The organism is Anoxybacteroides rupiense (assembly GCF_014196195.1).
In the GTDB taxonomy this organism is placed as follows: Bacteria; Bacillota; Bacilli; order Bacillales; family Anoxybacillaceae; genus Anoxybacteroides; species Anoxybacteroides rupiense.
This window is the reverse complement of sequence record NZ_JACIDF010000004.1, coordinates 61,533-77,183: the sequence shown is the minus strand read 5'-3', so window position 1 is coordinate 77,183 and position 15,651 is coordinate 61,533. Positions and strand designations below refer to the sequence as shown.

General features: G+C 35.6%; 15 protein-coding genes and 3 pseudogenes. 15 read left to right on the top strand and 3 right to left on the bottom strand.

From position 1 onward, the window contains the following. The first annotated feature begins 7 nt into the window (after window positions 1–7). The 5 genes from GGQ95_RS08170 (at window position 8) to GGQ95_RS08150 (ending at window position 3,806) form a co-directional block, all read left to right on the top strand. Window positions 8–589, top strand: coding sequence for a TVP38/TMEM64 family protein (locus tag GGQ95_RS08170; protein ID WP_183186594.1), 582 nt, complete (start codon window positions 8–10; stop codon window positions 587–589). A 106-nt stretch (window positions 590–695) separates the two neighbouring features. Continuing rightward, window positions 696–1,673 (top strand): F510_1955 family glycosylhydrolase, encoded by a 978-nt coding sequence (locus GGQ95_RS08165; RefSeq protein ID WP_042411697.1) that lies wholly within the window; start codon window positions 696–698, stop codon window positions 1,671–1,673. 116 nt (window positions 1,674–1,789) lie between these two features. After that, a complete protein-coding gene (locus tag GGQ95_RS08160; protein ID WP_042411700.1) occupies window positions 1,790–2,521 on the top strand; it encodes an urease accessory protein UreH domain-containing protein in 732 nt (243 codons plus the stop codon). Window positions 2,522–2,550: 29 nt separating this feature from the next. Then, window positions 2,551–2,745 (top strand): SHOCT domain-containing protein, encoded by a 195-nt coding sequence (locus tag GGQ95_RS08155; protein ID WP_141103885.1) that lies wholly within the window; start codon window positions 2,551–2,553, stop codon window positions 2,743–2,745. Window positions 2,746–3,278: 533 nt separating this feature from the next. Further along, on the top strand, window positions 3,279–3,806 hold the full coding sequence (locus GGQ95_RS08150) for a stage II sporulation protein P (protein WP_052510060.1): 528 nt from the start codon (window positions 3,279–3,281) through the stop codon (window positions 3,804–3,806). Window positions 3,807–3,922: 116 nt separating this feature from the next. On the opposite strand, the gene GGQ95_RS08145 is transcribed toward GGQ95_RS08150, so the two are convergent. Continuing rightward, window positions 3,923–5,106 (bottom strand): IS3 family transposase gene (locus GGQ95_RS08145; RefSeq protein ID WP_197478853.1). Its coding sequence is split into 2 segments (ribosomal slippage): window positions 3,923–4,851 and window positions 4,851–5,106, totalling 1,185 coding nucleotides; the frame shifts between segments, so codons are not numbered across the junction. A gap of 89 nt (window positions 5,107–5,195) precedes the next feature. On the opposite strand from GGQ95_RS08145, the pseudogene GGQ95_RS18825 reads away from it, so the two are divergent. The 4 genes and pseudogenes from GGQ95_RS18825 to GGQ95_RS18600 form a co-directional block, all read left to right on the top strand. Then, window positions 5,196–5,339, top strand: a pseudogene (locus GGQ95_RS18825) (stage II sporulation protein P); the annotation flags it as partial. Between the two features lie 9 nt (window positions 5,340–5,348). Next, entirely contained in the window at window positions 5,349–5,684 is a 336-nt protein-coding gene (gene spoIIP / locus GGQ95_RS18820) for a stage II sporulation protein P (protein WP_081804213.1), read from the top strand. Between the two features lie 168 nt (window positions 5,685–5,852). After that, window positions 5,853–7,094: a peroxiredoxin family protein gene (locus GGQ95_RS08130; protein WP_081804214.1), complete on the top strand. Its 1,242-nt coding sequence runs from the start codon at window positions 5,853–5,855 to the stop codon at window positions 7,092–7,094. Window positions 7,095–7,202: 108 nt separating this feature from the next. Then, window positions 7,203–7,337: a hypothetical protein gene (locus GGQ95_RS18600; RefSeq protein ID WP_255212297.1), complete on the top strand. Its 135-nt coding sequence runs from the start codon at window positions 7,203–7,205 to the stop codon at window positions 7,335–7,337. Window positions 7,338–7,495: 158 nt separating this feature from the next. Here GGQ95_RS18600 and GGQ95_RS08125 read toward each other — a convergent pair. Then, window positions 7,496–7,921, bottom strand: a pseudogene (locus GGQ95_RS08125) (urease accessory protein UreH domain-containing protein); the annotation flags it as partial. Between the two features lie 465 nt (window positions 7,922–8,386). On the opposite strand from GGQ95_RS08125, the gene GGQ95_RS18815 reads away from it, so the two are divergent. Both GGQ95_RS18815 and lgt read left to right on the top strand, forming a co-directional pair. Beyond that, on the top strand, window positions 8,387–8,557 hold the full coding sequence (locus GGQ95_RS18815) for an Lmo0850 family protein (RefSeq protein ID WP_369492354.1): 171 nt from the start codon (window positions 8,387–8,389) through the stop codon (window positions 8,555–8,557). Then, window positions 8,536–9,342: a prolipoprotein diacylglyceryl transferase gene (lgt, locus tag GGQ95_RS08120; RefSeq protein ID WP_042411707.1), complete on the top strand. Its 807-nt coding sequence runs from the start codon at window positions 8,536–8,538 to the stop codon at window positions 9,340–9,342. Before GGQ95_RS18815 ends, lgt begins: the two co-directional genes overlap by 22 nt. Before the next feature lie 144 nt (window positions 9,343–9,486). Here the strand turns inward: lgt and GGQ95_RS08115 are convergent, their stop codons facing one another. Beyond that, window positions 9,487–10,158: a class I SAM-dependent methyltransferase gene (locus tag GGQ95_RS08115; RefSeq protein WP_042411710.1), complete on the bottom strand. Its 672-nt coding sequence runs from the start codon at window positions 10,156–10,158 to the stop codon at window positions 9,487–9,489. Window positions 10,159–11,835: 1,677 nt separating this feature from the next. On the opposite strand from GGQ95_RS08115, the gene GGQ95_RS08105 reads away from it, so the two are divergent. From GGQ95_RS08105 to GGQ95_RS08090, 4 genes and pseudogenes are all read left to right on the top strand, one after another. After that, complete coding sequence (locus GGQ95_RS08105; protein ID WP_042411712.1) at window positions 11,836–12,687, top strand: DUF8832 domain-containing protein; 852 nt, start codon at window positions 11,836–11,838, stop codon at window positions 12,685–12,687. 113 nt (window positions 12,688–12,800) lie between these two features. Continuing rightward, window positions 12,801–12,955 (top strand): annotated as a pseudogene (locus GGQ95_RS08100) (ArsR/SmtB family transcription factor); the annotation flags it as partial. Between the two features lie 14 nt (window positions 12,956–12,969). After that, window positions 12,970–13,917: a cation diffusion facilitator family transporter gene (locus GGQ95_RS08095; RefSeq protein ID WP_042411715.1), complete on the top strand. Its 948-nt coding sequence runs from the start codon at window positions 12,970–12,972 to the stop codon at window positions 13,915–13,917. Window positions 13,918–14,153: 236 nt separating this feature from the next. Continuing rightward, window positions 14,154–15,506, top strand: a complete 1,353-nt coding sequence (locus GGQ95_RS08090; protein ID WP_172798646.1) for an Nramp family divalent metal transporter — start codon at window positions 14,154–14,156, stop codon at window positions 15,504–15,506. Window positions 15,507–15,651 lie beyond the last annotated feature (145 nt).

Sequence of the window (15,651 nt, the reverse complement as noted above, 5' to 3'; positions counted from 1 at the left end):
GAAGAGGATGAAAGAGCAAATCATTGCACTACTCAACACCTATGAAAATGCTGCTTATCTCATCAGCATTGTGATAAATATTATAATTAGTATTTTAGGACTTGTACCAAGCGTTTTTCTCACGGCTGCCAATTTGGCTGTGTTCGGGTTTTGGAAAGGCACCTTTTTATCTTTTGCAGGGGAAGCAATCGGAGCCATTATCTCCTTTCTTTTATATCGTAAAGGATTCAGGAAGCTTTCTGAATCCAAGTTATTTGCTCACCCGAAAGTCAGACGTTTGCTTGAAGCAAAAGGTTTAGAAGCCTTTTTTCTTGTTCTGTCTTTGCGGCTTCTTCCTTTTGTTCCGTCAGGAGTAGTTACCTTTGTTGCAGCGATAGGAAAAACCTCCTTGCTTATCTTTATGATTGCTAGCTCAATAGGGAAAATACCGGCATTACTTTTAGAAGCCTATTCGGTTTATCAATTGATGAATTGGACATGGCAAGGGAAAGTAATATTAACATTTTTGTCTGTTTGTTTATTCCTTTTTACTTGGAAGAAAATCAATCGAAAAAAGGCTCAAATGAACAAAATTGAAAGGGATTTATGAAGAGCAACAAAATATCATATTCAAAGAAACAAACTCCATAAATTCTGCAAATTTTTCTGCTATAAAATTACTATGTTTACTCAATACACAAAAAGGAGTATCAGCAATGAAAAAAATGACGAAAGCTATGATGATTACATCGGCTATTCTTCTTCTAAGCGCTTGTTCATCATCCAATGAAAAAGAGCAGACCTTTATCAATAGCAGAGAACAAGCAAAATCCAACATATCTGTTACAAATAATCCTTTCTTTAAAGAAAAGAAAGAAGGAAAGTTCGAACATTTACATGGAATCGGTTATGCAGGCAACCAAAATGCGATTTACTTTGCTACACATGAAGGTTTACTTGTTTACCAAAATAATAAGTGGTATGAAACGACTTCGTATAAACATGATTATATGGGCTTTTCTGCCACAGACGATGGATTTTATTCATCGGGGCATCCAGAAGAAGGTTCATCTTTAGGAAATCCTCTTGGTCTTGTAAAAAGTTTGGATAATGGACAAACGTTGATGAATCTAGGATTTTATAAAGAATCTGATTTTCATTATATGACAGTTGGCTATAAAAGCCATACGATTTATGTCGTGAACCAAGAAGCAAATAAAACGCTCGGACAAGGGTTATTCTACAGTAAAGACGATGGCAAAACGTGGTTACAAAGTCAATTAAACGGCCTGCCGCAAACTGTTGCAGGAACGATTGCTGCCCACCCAACGGACGAAAATATGGTCGGAATTAGTACGCCTGAAGGAATTTTTGTCTCCAAAGATAATGGAAATACGTTTGAACGCTTTACTCGAAAGATCAATACGACGACTTTCGTCTTCCAAGAAAAATCCATTTTATTTGCTGCTGTAGAGAATAATAAGCCTATACTTATAAAACAATCGTTAGATTCAAAACAGGAGGAAGTTCTTTCTGTTCCTAAACTCGATGAAAAAGACCATATCATGTATATGGCCTCTAATCCGACAAATGAGAAGGAAATTGTGATCGCCACCATGAACGGGGATATTTTCATGACAAAAAATAACGGTGAAAGCTGGACAAGACTAGCATCGAAAGGGAAAATTTTTTAATAAAAGACATGCGAGGGCATGTCTTTTTGCTTACTTAAAAATATACCACTCCATAAATTCTGCAAAATTCATTGCTACAATATAGACATCAGATAGAGAAGAAGGTGAGAAGAAGGGTGTATTCGTTCTTGAGCCAAATAAGCAACCTTCTAAGCCAACCGTTTCTCAATATTGCAAATAGCACGACAGCTATTCCCATTTTGTCAGCTTTTGTTCTTGGCATTGTAGGAGCGATGGCTCCATGTCAACTCACTGGCAACTTGGGAGCGATCACGTTGTACAGTAATCAGTCCTTGCAAAAAGGGATTGCGTGGAAAGAGTTGCTCCTATTTATTTTGGGTAAAATCATTGCTTTTTCCGGTTTAGGTTTCATCGTTTGGCTGATGGGGAAAGAGATTCAAAGTACACTAACATTATATTTTCCGTGGTTGAGAAAGCTGATCGGTCCCATTCTCATTCTTGTAGGTTTATACTTGTTAGGGCTTTTTAAAATGTATTGGAACGTAACCTTGTTCAAAATCCCTGAGAGATTTTTAAAGAAAGGAAAAATAGGCTCCTTTTTAATGGGTTTCGGCTTTTCATTAGCTTTTTGTCCAACCATGTTTGTGCTATTTTTTGTTACTCTAATGCCTCTGGTATACTCAACGTCTTATGGAGTGTTATTACCGAGTATCTTTGCCATCGGAACCTCTGTGCCTGTTATTTTATTCATCCTCATCCTTTGGTACTTAGGATTTAGCGGCACTCTAATGAAAAAAGGAAAGCAAGCAGGAAGGTTCGTTCAGAAAGCAGCTGGAATCGTGATGATCTTACTTGGCATATTAGACACCATCACTTATTGGTTTTAAAATTAGGAAAAGGAGGAAAGTGAACGGTGATGTTTGGAGATTTGGCCATGATGATTGGGATGATGTTATTCTGGGTTGTATTAATCGCCATTGGTTTTTATCTCTTACATCGTTTTATCAATGACCGCAAAGAAGAGTTATCTCCGATGGAAATATTAAAAGTGCGATTAGCCAAAGGAGAGATCACTTTAGACGAATTTGAACAACTATCCAAAAAGCTATAGTAAAATCTAGCCTCTTTTATTGTATCAAGCATCAGAAATGTGATTTACAATTGTCTCCCCCTATTTCAATTTTATATAGATGAAGGAAGTTGTTGATAAGAGTATTGTCAACAACTTCTTTTGTTTTTTTTAGCTTTTCTGAACATAATAATCTCTTATATTTCATGTCTCCTTCGTTAGTTTTTTCTCCTGTTATAAACACTTCTGTAAAAGCGATATTGAACGAACTATGGAGACAAAAGAAGGTTATCTCCTAAATAAATTTTTTCATGGGTCATCATTTTTAAAAATCTTAGTTCTTTATTCTATTTACTAGATTTCATTCATAGATATTAATAATAGAATTTAGAAGGGAGAGTAAGAATGAGAAGACAGTCTTCGCCGAAAAATACAACTGCATTCTTTTACAGTTTTCTAATTACGTTAATAGTCAGTGTGTTTATTTTAAATATGATTATTGCTATTTTTTTAAGAAGTTTTTAGTTTCTGAGTATTTAAGGGACCTTTCATGGAAAGTGGAGTCCGTCTCATTTATGTACATATTGGAGATGAAAAATCATTATTTTAATCGGGGAATCAAAGGTGACATAAAAAAGTCTAATTTTTCAAAACTGCTGTTTGAAAATACCATTAATTTAAGCTTGAGTGATCCTCGCTCATTTTTTAGGAATGTTTTACCGGGGTTTTCAAGTTTCGATTCGAAAATAATTGTGGCAGGAGAAGGAACAGACTATACAAATTTAACAATCGAATCATCACCTCCGATTGAGGTTTTATTAAAAGAGAGAGAAATTAGTGAACAAAATCTGAAGAAATTAGAAGAAGAAATAAATCAAACAGAAAATATGGTAAAACCACCACCATTGAAAAATGACACTGGGAACCGGAATGTAATGTTTATTTATCATTCACATAGCCGTGAATCTTTTTTGCCCTATCTAAAGGGTACGGGTAACGAAAAAACATACCATCACTCAAAAATTAATATCACAATGGTAGGTAAACGATTAGGAGAAGCTCTTAGAAATAGGGGGATAGGTGGTATTATGTCAAGAAAATAGACACGTAAAATCGAGAAAAATTTTAAAACCCTACTACCGCACTTCGTTTAGTGGCCTCTTGAGAAGGAGAACGGTTTGGTAAACCCTTCCCCTTCTCAAGAGGAAAGATATGCCCCTTATATCGTGACTTGTGGAGAGAAGCGTTGCTGCTTTTTGCCTTGCTGATGCATCTTCTCATACTCCATCGGGGACATGTACTCATTAGCGGAATGAATTCGCTCGGCATTATAAAAACACTCCATGTATTCAAAAATCCGTTGTTTCGCTTCTTCCCTTGTCGTAAAGGTTTCGTGGAAAATGAGTTCCTTTTTAAGGATGCAGTGAAACGATTCGGCACATGCGTTGTCATAACAGTTTTCCTTTCGACTCATGCTCGTCTGGATTCCGTATTGCCTCAACATGGCTTGGTATTCATTCGATGCATACTGGCTCCCTTGGTCCGAATGGTGAATCAGACCAGGTTGAGGATTTCGCTGATGGATGGCCCGGTTGAATGCTTTGATCACTAACTCCTTTGTCATACGCTCGGAAAGATACCAACCTACAATTTTACGAGAAAACAAATCCATGATGGATGCTAAATACAACCAGCCTTCTTTCGTCCAAATATAAGTGATATCCGCCACCCATACTTGATTCGGCTCATCTGCTTCAAACTGCTGATTCAATAAGTTGGGATACACAGGCAAATGATGCTTTGAGTTCGTGGTTGCCTTATATTTTTTCTTTGTTTTTGAACGAATGTCCCCATCTTTCATGATTCTGGCGACCGTTTTTTGAGATACCTCAACCCCTTGCTTCTGAAGGATTTTTGTGATTTTTGGACTGCCATACGTTTCTCTTGACTCGATATGAATCTTTTTGATTTGCTTTTTCAACGCTTCTTGTCTTTTCTTTTGTTGGCTTTCCGGCCGTTTGGTCCATGCATAGTATCCACTTCTTGAAACACCTAGGACTTCGCACATCTTCGCCACACGAAACTCCTTTCTATGCGTATGAATGAATTCATAGATTACTTCTGGTTTTTGGCGAAGATGCTCATGGCCTTTTTTAAGATCGCGTTTTCCTCTTCAAGGTCACGGATGCGTTTTTGTAGTTCGCGCTTTTCTTGATCTTCTGGTTTAAGGTTTCCGCTTCCGACAAAACTATGTTCGGCATCTTTTTTATAATCTGCGACCCATTTATGAAGAGTTTTTGGCGAAATATCGAGTTGTCTTGCGGTTTGAGCGACCGCCTTTCCTTGCTCGACCACTAATTTTACTGCATGTATTTTGAATTCTTTATCAAAACGTCTAGCCATTATAGACACTCCCTATGATTGATAGATTTACTATACATTTCTCTATTCGTTGTGTCTATAATCTAGACTAACATCAAGGAGTAGAAGTAGATACAACGGACATTGTAGCCATGTTAAAGAAAAGAAATTTAGATTATTCTAGCTCTTACGAAATCTCCAGAGAAATTGTTGCATCTGCGAAAAGGTCTAATAGGGATCTTAGCTACTTTTTGGATATCCATCGTGATTCATAGCCAAGAAAAATAACAACAGTAACTATAAACGGAAAAACGTACGCTAGATTATTTTTTATTGTAGGTAAGGAAAATAAAAATTATGAGGAAAATTTAGCTTTTGCACAAAAGATTAACACTGAAATAGAAAAATCTTATCCGGGATTGTCAAGAGGAATTATTGAAAAGGATAGCCATTCAGGAAATGGAGTTTATAACCAAGATTTATCTCCTAATTCTGTCATTATCGAAATAGGGGGCATTGAAAATACGATGGATGAGTTATATAGAACGGCAGATGCATTGGGAGAAGTTTTAAGTCAATATTATTGGGATGCTACGAAGGTATCGAATACTCCTAAATAATATAAAAAATAAAGTGTCGAGGATTCGACACTTTCACTTTGATGACAAAGTTGACAAGCTTCAGTCTTTAGAACAACTAGCTAAGAAATTTTAATATGTTTCTCCATAAAAAATTCATATTTTTTATTTATAATAAATAAATCACATGAAATTGGGGAGAGATGCGTATTGCAATTTGGTAGTATTATAGTTCAAGGTGAAAATCTTTTACTAATAAGCGGCTTATTAATTAGCTATGTGATGTTTTATTATGGTATTAGGATATTAAAAATAGAACGAAACATCATGGATTTAATTTTTAATAGTTTTATTAATGGAGTACTAATTTGGAAATTTAGCTATGTCGTTTTACACCCTAATTCAGTTTTACAAAATCCTATGACTATAATTTATTTTAACGGGGGATATGTTGGAATTGGTATAGGGATTATTTTCATCACGATCTCTACTTGGTTATCTATCAAAAAACAGAATATTTCTTTGGTTTCTTACACACGTGCGGCCGTTCCTGCGTATTTGGGGTATTTTAGTACGTTTGTATGGATCCGCGTAATGGAAGATCCTCAGAATCATCTCATCATTTTGCAAGCAATAGTAGCTGTTTGTTTTTTTATAGCAGCCTCACGAATCAACACCCAAAAAACTTTGTTACAACTTCTCATATGGTTTCATTTAATTCAATTTGAAATAGCCCTATATAAAAACAATTTTGTATACGCTGAGATAATATCAAAAGAAGTATTGTTATATGTCTCTTTAATTATTATCTTTTTATGTATTTTATACTGGTCAGAGAGGCAAGGAAGAGAAGAGGCCACTAAGGACGAGGAAAAGGGATGGAGAAATACAACAAATAATATAATTTTAGGCGGTATATTTTTAAGTCTTGCCATAACCCCTATGCTTACCAATCAACATGAAACAGGGAGAATAGAATCCCCTAAAACAGTTATGTCTACCTCATTAGATTCTGGCAAAATCGGGACTAATAAAGGACAATTTGCTCCAGATTTTGAATTACTTTCAATTACAGGAAATAAAGTGAAGTTGTCTGATTTGCGTGGAAAGACGGTTATATTGAATTTTTGGGCTACTTGGTGTCCTCCTTGTAGAGCTGAAATTCCCGAAATGCAAAAGTTCTATGAAAACAATAAAAATAACAATGTAGAGATTTTGGCAGTCAATTTAACGAATAGCGAAAGCAGTCCTGATACAGTGAAGGATTTTGTGAGGGATAAAGGCATGACGTTTAACATTCTGCTTGATAAGCAAGGAAAGATTGGAAATCTATACGGTATAATAACAATTCCCACTTCGTATATCATTGATAAAAATGGAATTATCAGAGAGAAACATGTAGGTCCTATGTCTTATGAAACTATGGACAACTTCATCTCTAGTATTAAATAAAAACTAAAAATCTTTTTCTACACTTGATTATATCAGGTTAATGATATTGTCCCTTCTGAGTATACAGTAAAAGGAATATTCCTTACTGTTAACTCAGGAGGGGTGTTTTTGTTATGGGAAAAATTAATAGAAGTAAGAAAAGTGAGGGCAGTCCAGCCGGATTTAGATGTGCAATGGAGCTTTAAAACTATTATAAAAGAGTTTGAATTTTTTCATAAAAAAATCCCCCTAACAGTCGGCTAATCTAAGTAATAAATGAGGAAATCATACTTTCGAGTATCCAAGTTTACTTAGGGAATAAAAGGAGCTATTATCTGTAGTTGTTGTTCTGTGTTTCTAATAAATTATTTTTGTATCAGAACTGTAATAATTGGGTATTCCTATTTTCGGATGATAAACGCCTAAAAACCTGTGAATCCACCAAACAAACCTGTAAAAAAGGTAACGATTTTTGTCATCAAATCAAAAAACAGCAGAATCCCCGTGACAATCATAAGAAATCCTCCGACTTTTACGATGACAGAATTATACCTTTTTATCCAATTTAGCTTGCCGATAAAAAATGACATAATGAAAAAAGGAACGGCAAAACCTAATACATAGGCGAACATGTATAAAATTGCTGCACTTGGTTTGGTAGCTGCCAACGCTATAACTGATACAAGAATTGGGCCGGTACAAGGAGTCCAGCCTGCGGCAAATCCTATTCCAATTAAAATAGAACCAAAATAACCGGAGGGCTTGTTGCGAAAGAAGAACCGCTTATCCTTCATCATAAAGGAAGGTGAAAATACACCTAAAATTACTAGACCGAAAAAGATAATGAAAGTTCATGGTGTGGCAGAAGCATCGTTCTTTCCCTCCATTTCTCCTTCGTCCTGCCTTCATAATAAAACAGCTTGTCGACTTTGTTGACAAGATGAGCCGACTTAATAAACTGACGTTTTTTGTTATATCTAATTGTACTTTAATTATTTTCTCGTACAACGCTGCTTGTACGTATTCAACTAGTTCATATATTGATATACACTGAACGTTTTCTTGACACTTGAGGTAAACCGATTAAGTAAAATGAGTCATTTTTATTATTTTGTTACTTCTTCTACATAACTTCTGCAAATTTATTTATTAAAATACATTCATCGAATTATTAAGAACTATTGATTCAGGAGGATTGTATGAAAACTGTAAGAGTCAAAAGTCTAACAGAAGAAGTACAGGAATTAAATCAATCATTTAGCCGCTAAACTCAATATATTAGTAAATAATTTTGTCAATGGGGTTAGAATAGAATGAACAAGGAAAAGCAAGTTTTTCAAATCGTAAATCGTCTTAGAGCGAGAGGCATACCAGCAGAAATTACGAAATCAAGATTAGCTATATTAGCTTATATGTTAGAAAATTCAGAGAAAAAGAATGGAAAGGAGACTTTAGTAAGTAAATGGAAACCATTAAACCTCTAAATCCAATTGCACTGGAATTAGGTCCTTTAAGTATTCATTGGTACGGAATTATTATTGGTACAGGGCTCTTGTTAGGATTGTATATTGCTACTAATGAAGCAGTAAAAAGGGGATTACAAAAAGAGGTATTTACCGACCTTGTATTATGGGCTGTCCCTATAGCTTTGATATGTGCCAGAATTTATTATGTCATCTTTAATTGGTCGTATTATTCGCAACACCCCAATGAGATTATAGCTATATGGAAAGGCGGAATCGCCATTCACGGGGCTTTAATAGGTGCTATTGTCACAACTGTCGTTTTTGCAAAGAAAAAGAATTTGAGTTTTTGGAAATTGGCAGATATCGCAGCACCAAGCATTATACTGGGGCAAGCAATTGGACGTTGGGGAAACTTTATGAATCAGGAAGCACATGGAGGACCCGTTTCAAGAGAGTTTTTAGAAAGCCTTCACCTACCCGATTTTATCATTAATCAAATGTACATTGAAGGAAGTTATTATCATCCAACATTTTTGTATGAGTCTCTATGGGACTTGATAGGGTTTCTGATTTTATTGATATTACAACGTTTAAACTTAAAACGTGGAGAAGTATTCTTGACTTATGTTATATGGTATTCGATTGGTAGATTCTTTATTGAAGGGATGAGAACAGATAGTTTAATGCTAACAGACAATTTAAAAATGGCTCAAGTTTTATCTGTTGTTTTAGTGATTACAAGCACAGTTCTTATATTATACAGACGAACTAGAAAAGGTTTGACGGCTAGGTATAAAGATTAGATTAAACTGTTTTTTAGGCTATCGAAAAAAGATCGATAGCCTCTTTTTAATCCTGTGTATCTAATTAATAAAAAACTTGTAGCCAAAAATCCTGTCTGTGATAAGCTAAACAAATACTTGCTCTTGCCGCTAACACACTATGTTTTAATTTATAATTTTTAGATTGATGGGTTTAGTGGCGGAGTATAACGAAATAGTGCCGAATAAGGTATCAAAACTTTTATGTTTATGAATTTTTTCGAACCCTGCCCCTTTCATATATCTTTCAATTTGCCCTTGTATATTTCCATTTGTACTCTCAAAGCCATCTAACAATTGAATTGGCAGAAAGGCTGCTCTCATAAAAAGGTTAGAGGGTGGCCCATAATCTGCTATATGAACTTCTCCACCGGGTTTTAAAACCCGAAATATCTCATGGAATGTAGCTTCCTTCTCTGTTGAATCAAGATGGTGGAAGAAAAGAGTTGAAAGTATGCGATCGAATGTATCGGAATCGAAGGGAAGAGCTGTAGAGAAACCTTGAATAAAGGTTATATTGTTTGTACTATCGTTTTTTTGTCTGGCTATTTCTATAATTGAAGGATCTGCATCAAGCCCGTAAAGAGTTGTTTGAGGATATAACTTGCTAATTTGCAAAAGAAGAGTTCCAGTTCCGCAGCCAATATCAAGAATCTCATGGTTAGGTCGAAGCAAAGCCTGCTCAATAAGAGCAGTTTTAAATGTGTTTTCTCTCGTAGTCCATTTTATGATGAAATCATAAAAGGAAGTCAGCCATTCAAAACGCAAAGCTCGTTTAAAAGATTTATCGTTATTCATTAAATTTCACCTCACTTATTTAAATAGATAAACGATAAGCACAATGATACTGATTACTCCAAAACAAGATATTATACGGAACAGAAACGTGATTTTCTTTTTCGTTCTTTCACAATCGGTTGTTTCATCATTCACCTAGATAACTAGATAAAATATGAACAATTGTTATTATAAGAACAAATTATGAAGAAATTATGGAAAATAAAAACAATTCAAGAGAAAGTAATGTTAATCAGTAGTGTGATATCAGTATCTTAATGTATCACAAAGGGAAAGAGAAAATTTAATTGGAATCCAAACAAAGTAAAAGGATAAACGTGGATTTATCTTTCCTTTTTAGGGTAGTACCAACAAAAAACATACGCTAAAGACATATATTGAAAACGAAAAGTCGTTTTTTCTACGCTAAGCAAGAAAGAATCAGCTTTTCAAGAAGGAATTTCAGTTGATTATTTCTGAAATAAACATCTTGGCGATTTAACAATATATCGAATGTCTTTTCACACATAGTTGGACAATCTTGGAGAGTTTTATGTGTGCTTGGCGACATCATCATTGTGAATCCATTATCATCTCTCCTCTAAATATCCTACGCTGATAAAGTATTCATTGTGCGAATATCCTGTCACCAAGGCATTAACCTAAAAATCAAGCATAAAAATACCAGTTCACGAAAGGTTGGTATTAAATAAATTTATTGTTTTATACAGAGAAAGCTGTCAAAATTCTTTTTTGGTCCAATACATTAGATCCAGCCCGTTCAAGATGATCAATCAATTCTTTCTAAGTAAAATTCTCTGGTGGATGGTCAAATTTGAAATATATCTTAAAAAATAAGGGGCGTCCTTATCTAAATCCTCCACCATATATCACCTGATTTTAAAACGCGGTGAATTTCTGAGTGGTGATTTTCATGCAAAGGTAAATTACTTGCTATTGGGGCTGGTCAAGCTAATTGCTGATTTATGTGGTCATAGATTGTAGAGTTTATTTGCGTACATATATTCAAAGGATATTCATTAAAGCGACATCAAATATTAATAAAATCTAAATCCTTGAAATACAACTGTAGAGCGCTAATAGCCATGAAAATGTTTAGCTGCATCAAATTTGACTTTTTTCATTTTTACACCACAATATGTAGTGAACACCATATGTGTGGTTAATGCGTAGAAAGGATGAGAAACAATGGAAAATCAATGAAGAGGGGATTGAATCGTTTCTTTGGAGCTTAAAGCAAAAATAATGAATTATATCTGGGCATCAGGGGAAAGTTACCATTAGGGAAGTCCCACAGCATATCAACAATGAAAAACCAATTTCTTTTAATGCTGTTATGACTGTGTTGATAAAGGATATTTACATAAAGAAACGAGAAGAGGAATTGCTTACTTTAAATACGTTCAAACCAAAGAGCATTTTTATCTGAGCAAACAAAATCCGTAGCTTATGGATTTTTTGAGGAGTTTGGAGGATTAGCTGTGGTTCAAATGGTTGATGCTATTCAGGATGTGGATCTATACTTGCTTAAACAGCGAAAAGAAAAATTAAGTGCAGTGAAAAGAAGGAATGAACATGACTTCAAGGATGAAATCTGATGTGTCCATTTTTGCAATATGTTTAGAAAGTCAAATCTTGTTTCACAAATTCTTAATCTAGAAAGGGTGAAGTATCAATATGAAAAAAATAATGCTAATAGCTCTGATCTCCGCTTTATTGATTGCAAGTGGATGCGGCAAATCCGACAATACAAATGAAAATCAACATATGAATCACAAAAATATGCAACAAGGTGAAAATCACGAAGGAATGAATAACGAAACGAACCAGTCCCCAGATGTCACTACACAGGTTGTTTGGAAGTTTTCAAAAGAAACTCCAAAAAGCAATGAAACGGTTGATTTAACAATTCAAATTAATGATAAAGAAGGGAAACCTATTGAAAAATTTGATATTCAGCACGAAAAGCTAATGCATCTAATTGTAGTAAGTAAAGATTTATCTTATTTTGATCATTTACACCCTGAATACAAAGGTGACGGACTGTTCACGACTGCCTTAAACTTTCCTGCTGGAGGAGAATATAAATTATATGCCGATTATGTTCCAAAAGGGGCATCAAAAGTTGTAAAAAATCACACTGTTACGGTTATGGGAGAAAAAGCACAAACAACTCCACTCAAACCAGATGAAAATTTAACTAAAGTTGTCGATGGCAAGGAAATTACATTATCTTTTGACGAACTCAAAGCCGGAAAAGATGTTACATTGAATTTTAACATTAAAGACCACAAGACAGGTCGACCGATTACTAATTTACAACCATACTTAGGTGCTATTGGACACGTTGTCATCATCAGTGAGGACACAGAGGAATACTTACACGTACATCCAATGGACGAAAAGGCAAAAGGACCAGACGCTAAATTTATGACCAAGTTCCCTAAGAGTGGAATCTATAAAATTTGGGGTCAGTTCCAACACGAAGGTAAGGTTATTACCGTTCCTTTCGTAGTCAAAGTTTCATAAAAACAAAAAATCCTCCCACGGCGGAGGATTTTTTGTTTTGTTAAGGCATGTTTTATTGGTTTGTATATAAAGTAAAGACAACTTAGTACAAGGGGGACGATGGATGAACTCAATTGTCTCAATCAGCCGTTTCTCATCAGCTTAGTATGTTACGAAATATGAGACTGGTTAAGTATCGCCGTGAAGGAAAAACACTGTTTTACTCCTGCGATGACGAACACGTTATTCATTATTAAAACAAGCCATTGACCATGCTGAACATCATTAAGGAGGCGTTTTATCATGCATCATCATCACCACCATCATTCTCACGACCACCATGGTCACCACCATCACCACGGACACCATCACGATCACGGAAGAGAAAGTAATAAAAAAGGGCTTACGATTGCACTTCTCATTACCGCTGGAATTATGTTATTAGAGTTTTTCGGAGGTTTAATCACAAACAGCCTAGCCCTTCTTTCTGACTCTGGTCATATGCTTAGTGATGCCAGTTCACTTGTTCTTAGCTTAGTTATTATTTGGTTTGCCGCCAAACCAGCTTCGCCCAATAAAACGTATGGCTTTTATCGTTTTGAAATCTTAGCCGCTTTGTTTAATGGAGTTACCTTGTTTGTTATCGCTGGGTTTATCGTATGGGAAGCTATTCAGCGTTTTTACAACCCACCAACCGTAGCTAGCGGCTCTATGATGCTGATTGCTTCCATTGGTCTGTTTGCCAATCTTTTAAGTGCCTGGGCGTTAATGAAAAAAGGGGATGTGAAAAATAATGTCAATCTTCGTAGCGCCTATCTTCATGTGATCGGTGACGCTTTGGGTTCCGTAGGCGCTATCGTCGCTGGGCTTGTCATGTGGATCTTTGGTTGGTATGTAGCTGACCCCATTATTTCCGTTTTGGTTGCTTTATTAATTTTGAAAGGTGCCTGGGGAGTGATTAAACATACGGTTCACATTTTGATGGAAGGAACGCCAATTAACATTGACCAAAATGAAGTGAAAAAAGCCTTAGAAAGTATTGAAGGAGTGATTGACGTTCACGACCTCCATATTTGGACGATTACATCAGGGTTGGATTCATTAAGTTGCCATATTTTGATTGAAGATCATCAAGACAGCCAAAAGGTTTTACAAGATGCCATTCACATGATTGAGGAAAAATTTAAGATTCTGCATACAACCATTCAAATTGAAACCTCTCAAATTCATCACGGGGACATGAAAGTCTAACGAAAAATATGACCAATATAGAGCAAGGTCAGTACCTTGTTTAATATTTTAGCGAACTTAAACTAACAAACGATAAAAGTTTCCATTGACTAAAAAAGTTTCTGATGTACAATTTATTTAGGCAACATTTTCTTTGCTCTTACATATATCTAATTCTAAGTGTAGGAGCAATTTTTTACCCAAAAAGTTTCCTTAATGCAAAATATTTAGTGAAAACCAATCATGAGGTGATCATCATGGGTGAAAATATAAAAAAAATGCCGTTAACAGTGGAAGAAGGTTGGAGAAATAAACGGACGCAACCAACGTTACCCGAAGTATATAGAAGTTTACGTATACCAAAGACGGGTTCTTGGATGAAAAAGTTTCTAGCGTTTGCTGGACCAGGATACTTAGTTGCCGTGGGGTATATGGACCCGGGAAACTGGGCGACTGATATCGCGGGAGGTTCCCAGTTCGGATACACGTTACTTTCCGTTATTTTGCTTTCCAATTTAATGGCAATATTGCTTCAAGCATTGGCTGGCAAGTTGGGAATTGTAACGGGAAGGGATTTAGCACAAGCTTGTCGTGACCATTACAGCAAGCCTGTAGCAATGATCTTATGGGTTTTATGCGAGTTGGCAATCGCAGCTTGTGATCTGGCGGAAGTGATCGGTTCGGCAATTGCGTTGAATTTATTATTTGGCATTCCGTTAATATACGGCGTTATTATAACAGCTCTGGATGTACTGGTCGTATTACTCTTACAGAATAAAGGTTTTCGTTATATTGAAACGTTGGTGATTGTTTTAATTCTAACCATTGGTGCTTGCTTTGCGACTGAAATCTTTCTTTCTAAACCAGATGTAGGTGGCATATTGAAGGGATTTGTTCCAAGCAAAGAGATTATTAACAATCCATCCATGCTCTATATTGCAATCGGGATTTTAGGTGCAACCGTAATGCCTCATAATCTTTATCTGCATTCTTCCATTGTGCAGACACGTCAATACGAACAAACCAGCTCGGGTAAACGACAAGCGATCAAATATGCTACTTGGGATTCAACGATTGCCCTATTCTTCGCTTTATTTATTAATGCAGCGATCCTTATTGTTTCTTCTGCTACGTTCCATAAAGCAGGAATGAAAGATGTTGCGGAGATTGAAGATGCTTATCACTTGCTCTCTCCACTGCTTGGAACAACACTTGGAAGTATTTTATTTGGAGTTGCTTTGTTGGCTTCTGGTCAAAACTCCACATTAACGGGAACCTTAGCTGGTCAAATTGTGATGGAAGGTTTTCTAAATATTCGCCTTCCTGCTTGGTTAAGAAGACTGATAACTCGATTGATTGCCATTGTCCCAGCCGTTGTTGTAACTGCTCTTTATGGCGAAAGCGGAACGGCTCAATTACTTATTTTGAGCCAAGTGATTCTTTCTTTACAGCTCTCTTTTGCGGTAGTGCCTCTCGTTCAATTCACTAGCGATAAAAAGAAAATGGGTGAGTTCGCAAATCCATTATGGTTGAAAGTTCTTGCTTGGATGGTAGCGGTTGTGATTATCAGCTTAAACGCATATTTATTGTTCCAAACATTCTTTGGTTAAGGAATAATAAACCTCATTATCTTTTTGCGGATAATGAGGTTTATTGTTTTTATCTAATAGAATTTTTTGATGTAGCTAATTAAATGAATAACCTGGTAAATATTAGGTTGATTTTTTTAAATCCAATTCTTTTTTATTTTTCATT

Excerpts from the sequence above, each read along its gene's own strand:
- GGQ95_RS08165 (WP_042411697.1), top strand. The coding sequence starts at position 696 with ATGAAAAAAATGACGAAAGCTATGATGATTACATCGGCTATTCTTCTT.
- GGQ95_RS08170 (WP_183186594.1), top strand. The coding sequence starts at position 8 with ATGAAAGAGCAAATCATTGCACTACTCAACACCTATGAAAATGCTGCT.
- GGQ95_RS08115 (WP_042411710.1), bottom strand. The coding sequence starts at position 10,158 with ATGAATAACGATAAATCTTTTAAACGAGCTTTGCGTTTTGAATGGCTG.
- GGQ95_RS08095 (WP_042411715.1), top strand. The coding sequence starts at position 12,970 with ATGCATCATCATCACCACCATCATTCTCACGACCACCATGGTCACCAC.
- lgt (WP_042411707.1), top strand. The coding sequence starts at position 8,536 with ATGGAAACCATTAAACCTCTAAATCCAATTGCACTGGAATTAGGTCCT.
- GGQ95_RS08105 (WP_042411712.1), top strand. The coding sequence starts at position 11,836 with ATGAAAAAAATAATGCTAATAGCTCTGATCTCCGCTTTATTGATTGCA.
- GGQ95_RS08150 (WP_052510060.1), top strand. The coding sequence starts at position 3,279 with ATGTACATATTGGAGATGAAAAATCATTATTTTAATCGGGGAATCAAA.
- GGQ95_RS18815 (WP_369492354.1), top strand. The coding sequence starts at position 8,387 with ATGAACAAGGAAAAGCAAGTTTTTCAAATCGTAAATCGTCTTAGAGCG.
- GGQ95_RS08090 (WP_172798646.1), top strand. The coding sequence starts at position 14,154 with ATGGGTGAAAATATAAAAAAAATGCCGTTAACAGTGGAAGAAGGTTGG.
- GGQ95_RS08155 (WP_141103885.1), top strand. The coding sequence starts at position 2,551 with ATGTTTGGAGATTTGGCCATGATGATTGGGATGATGTTATTCTGGGTT.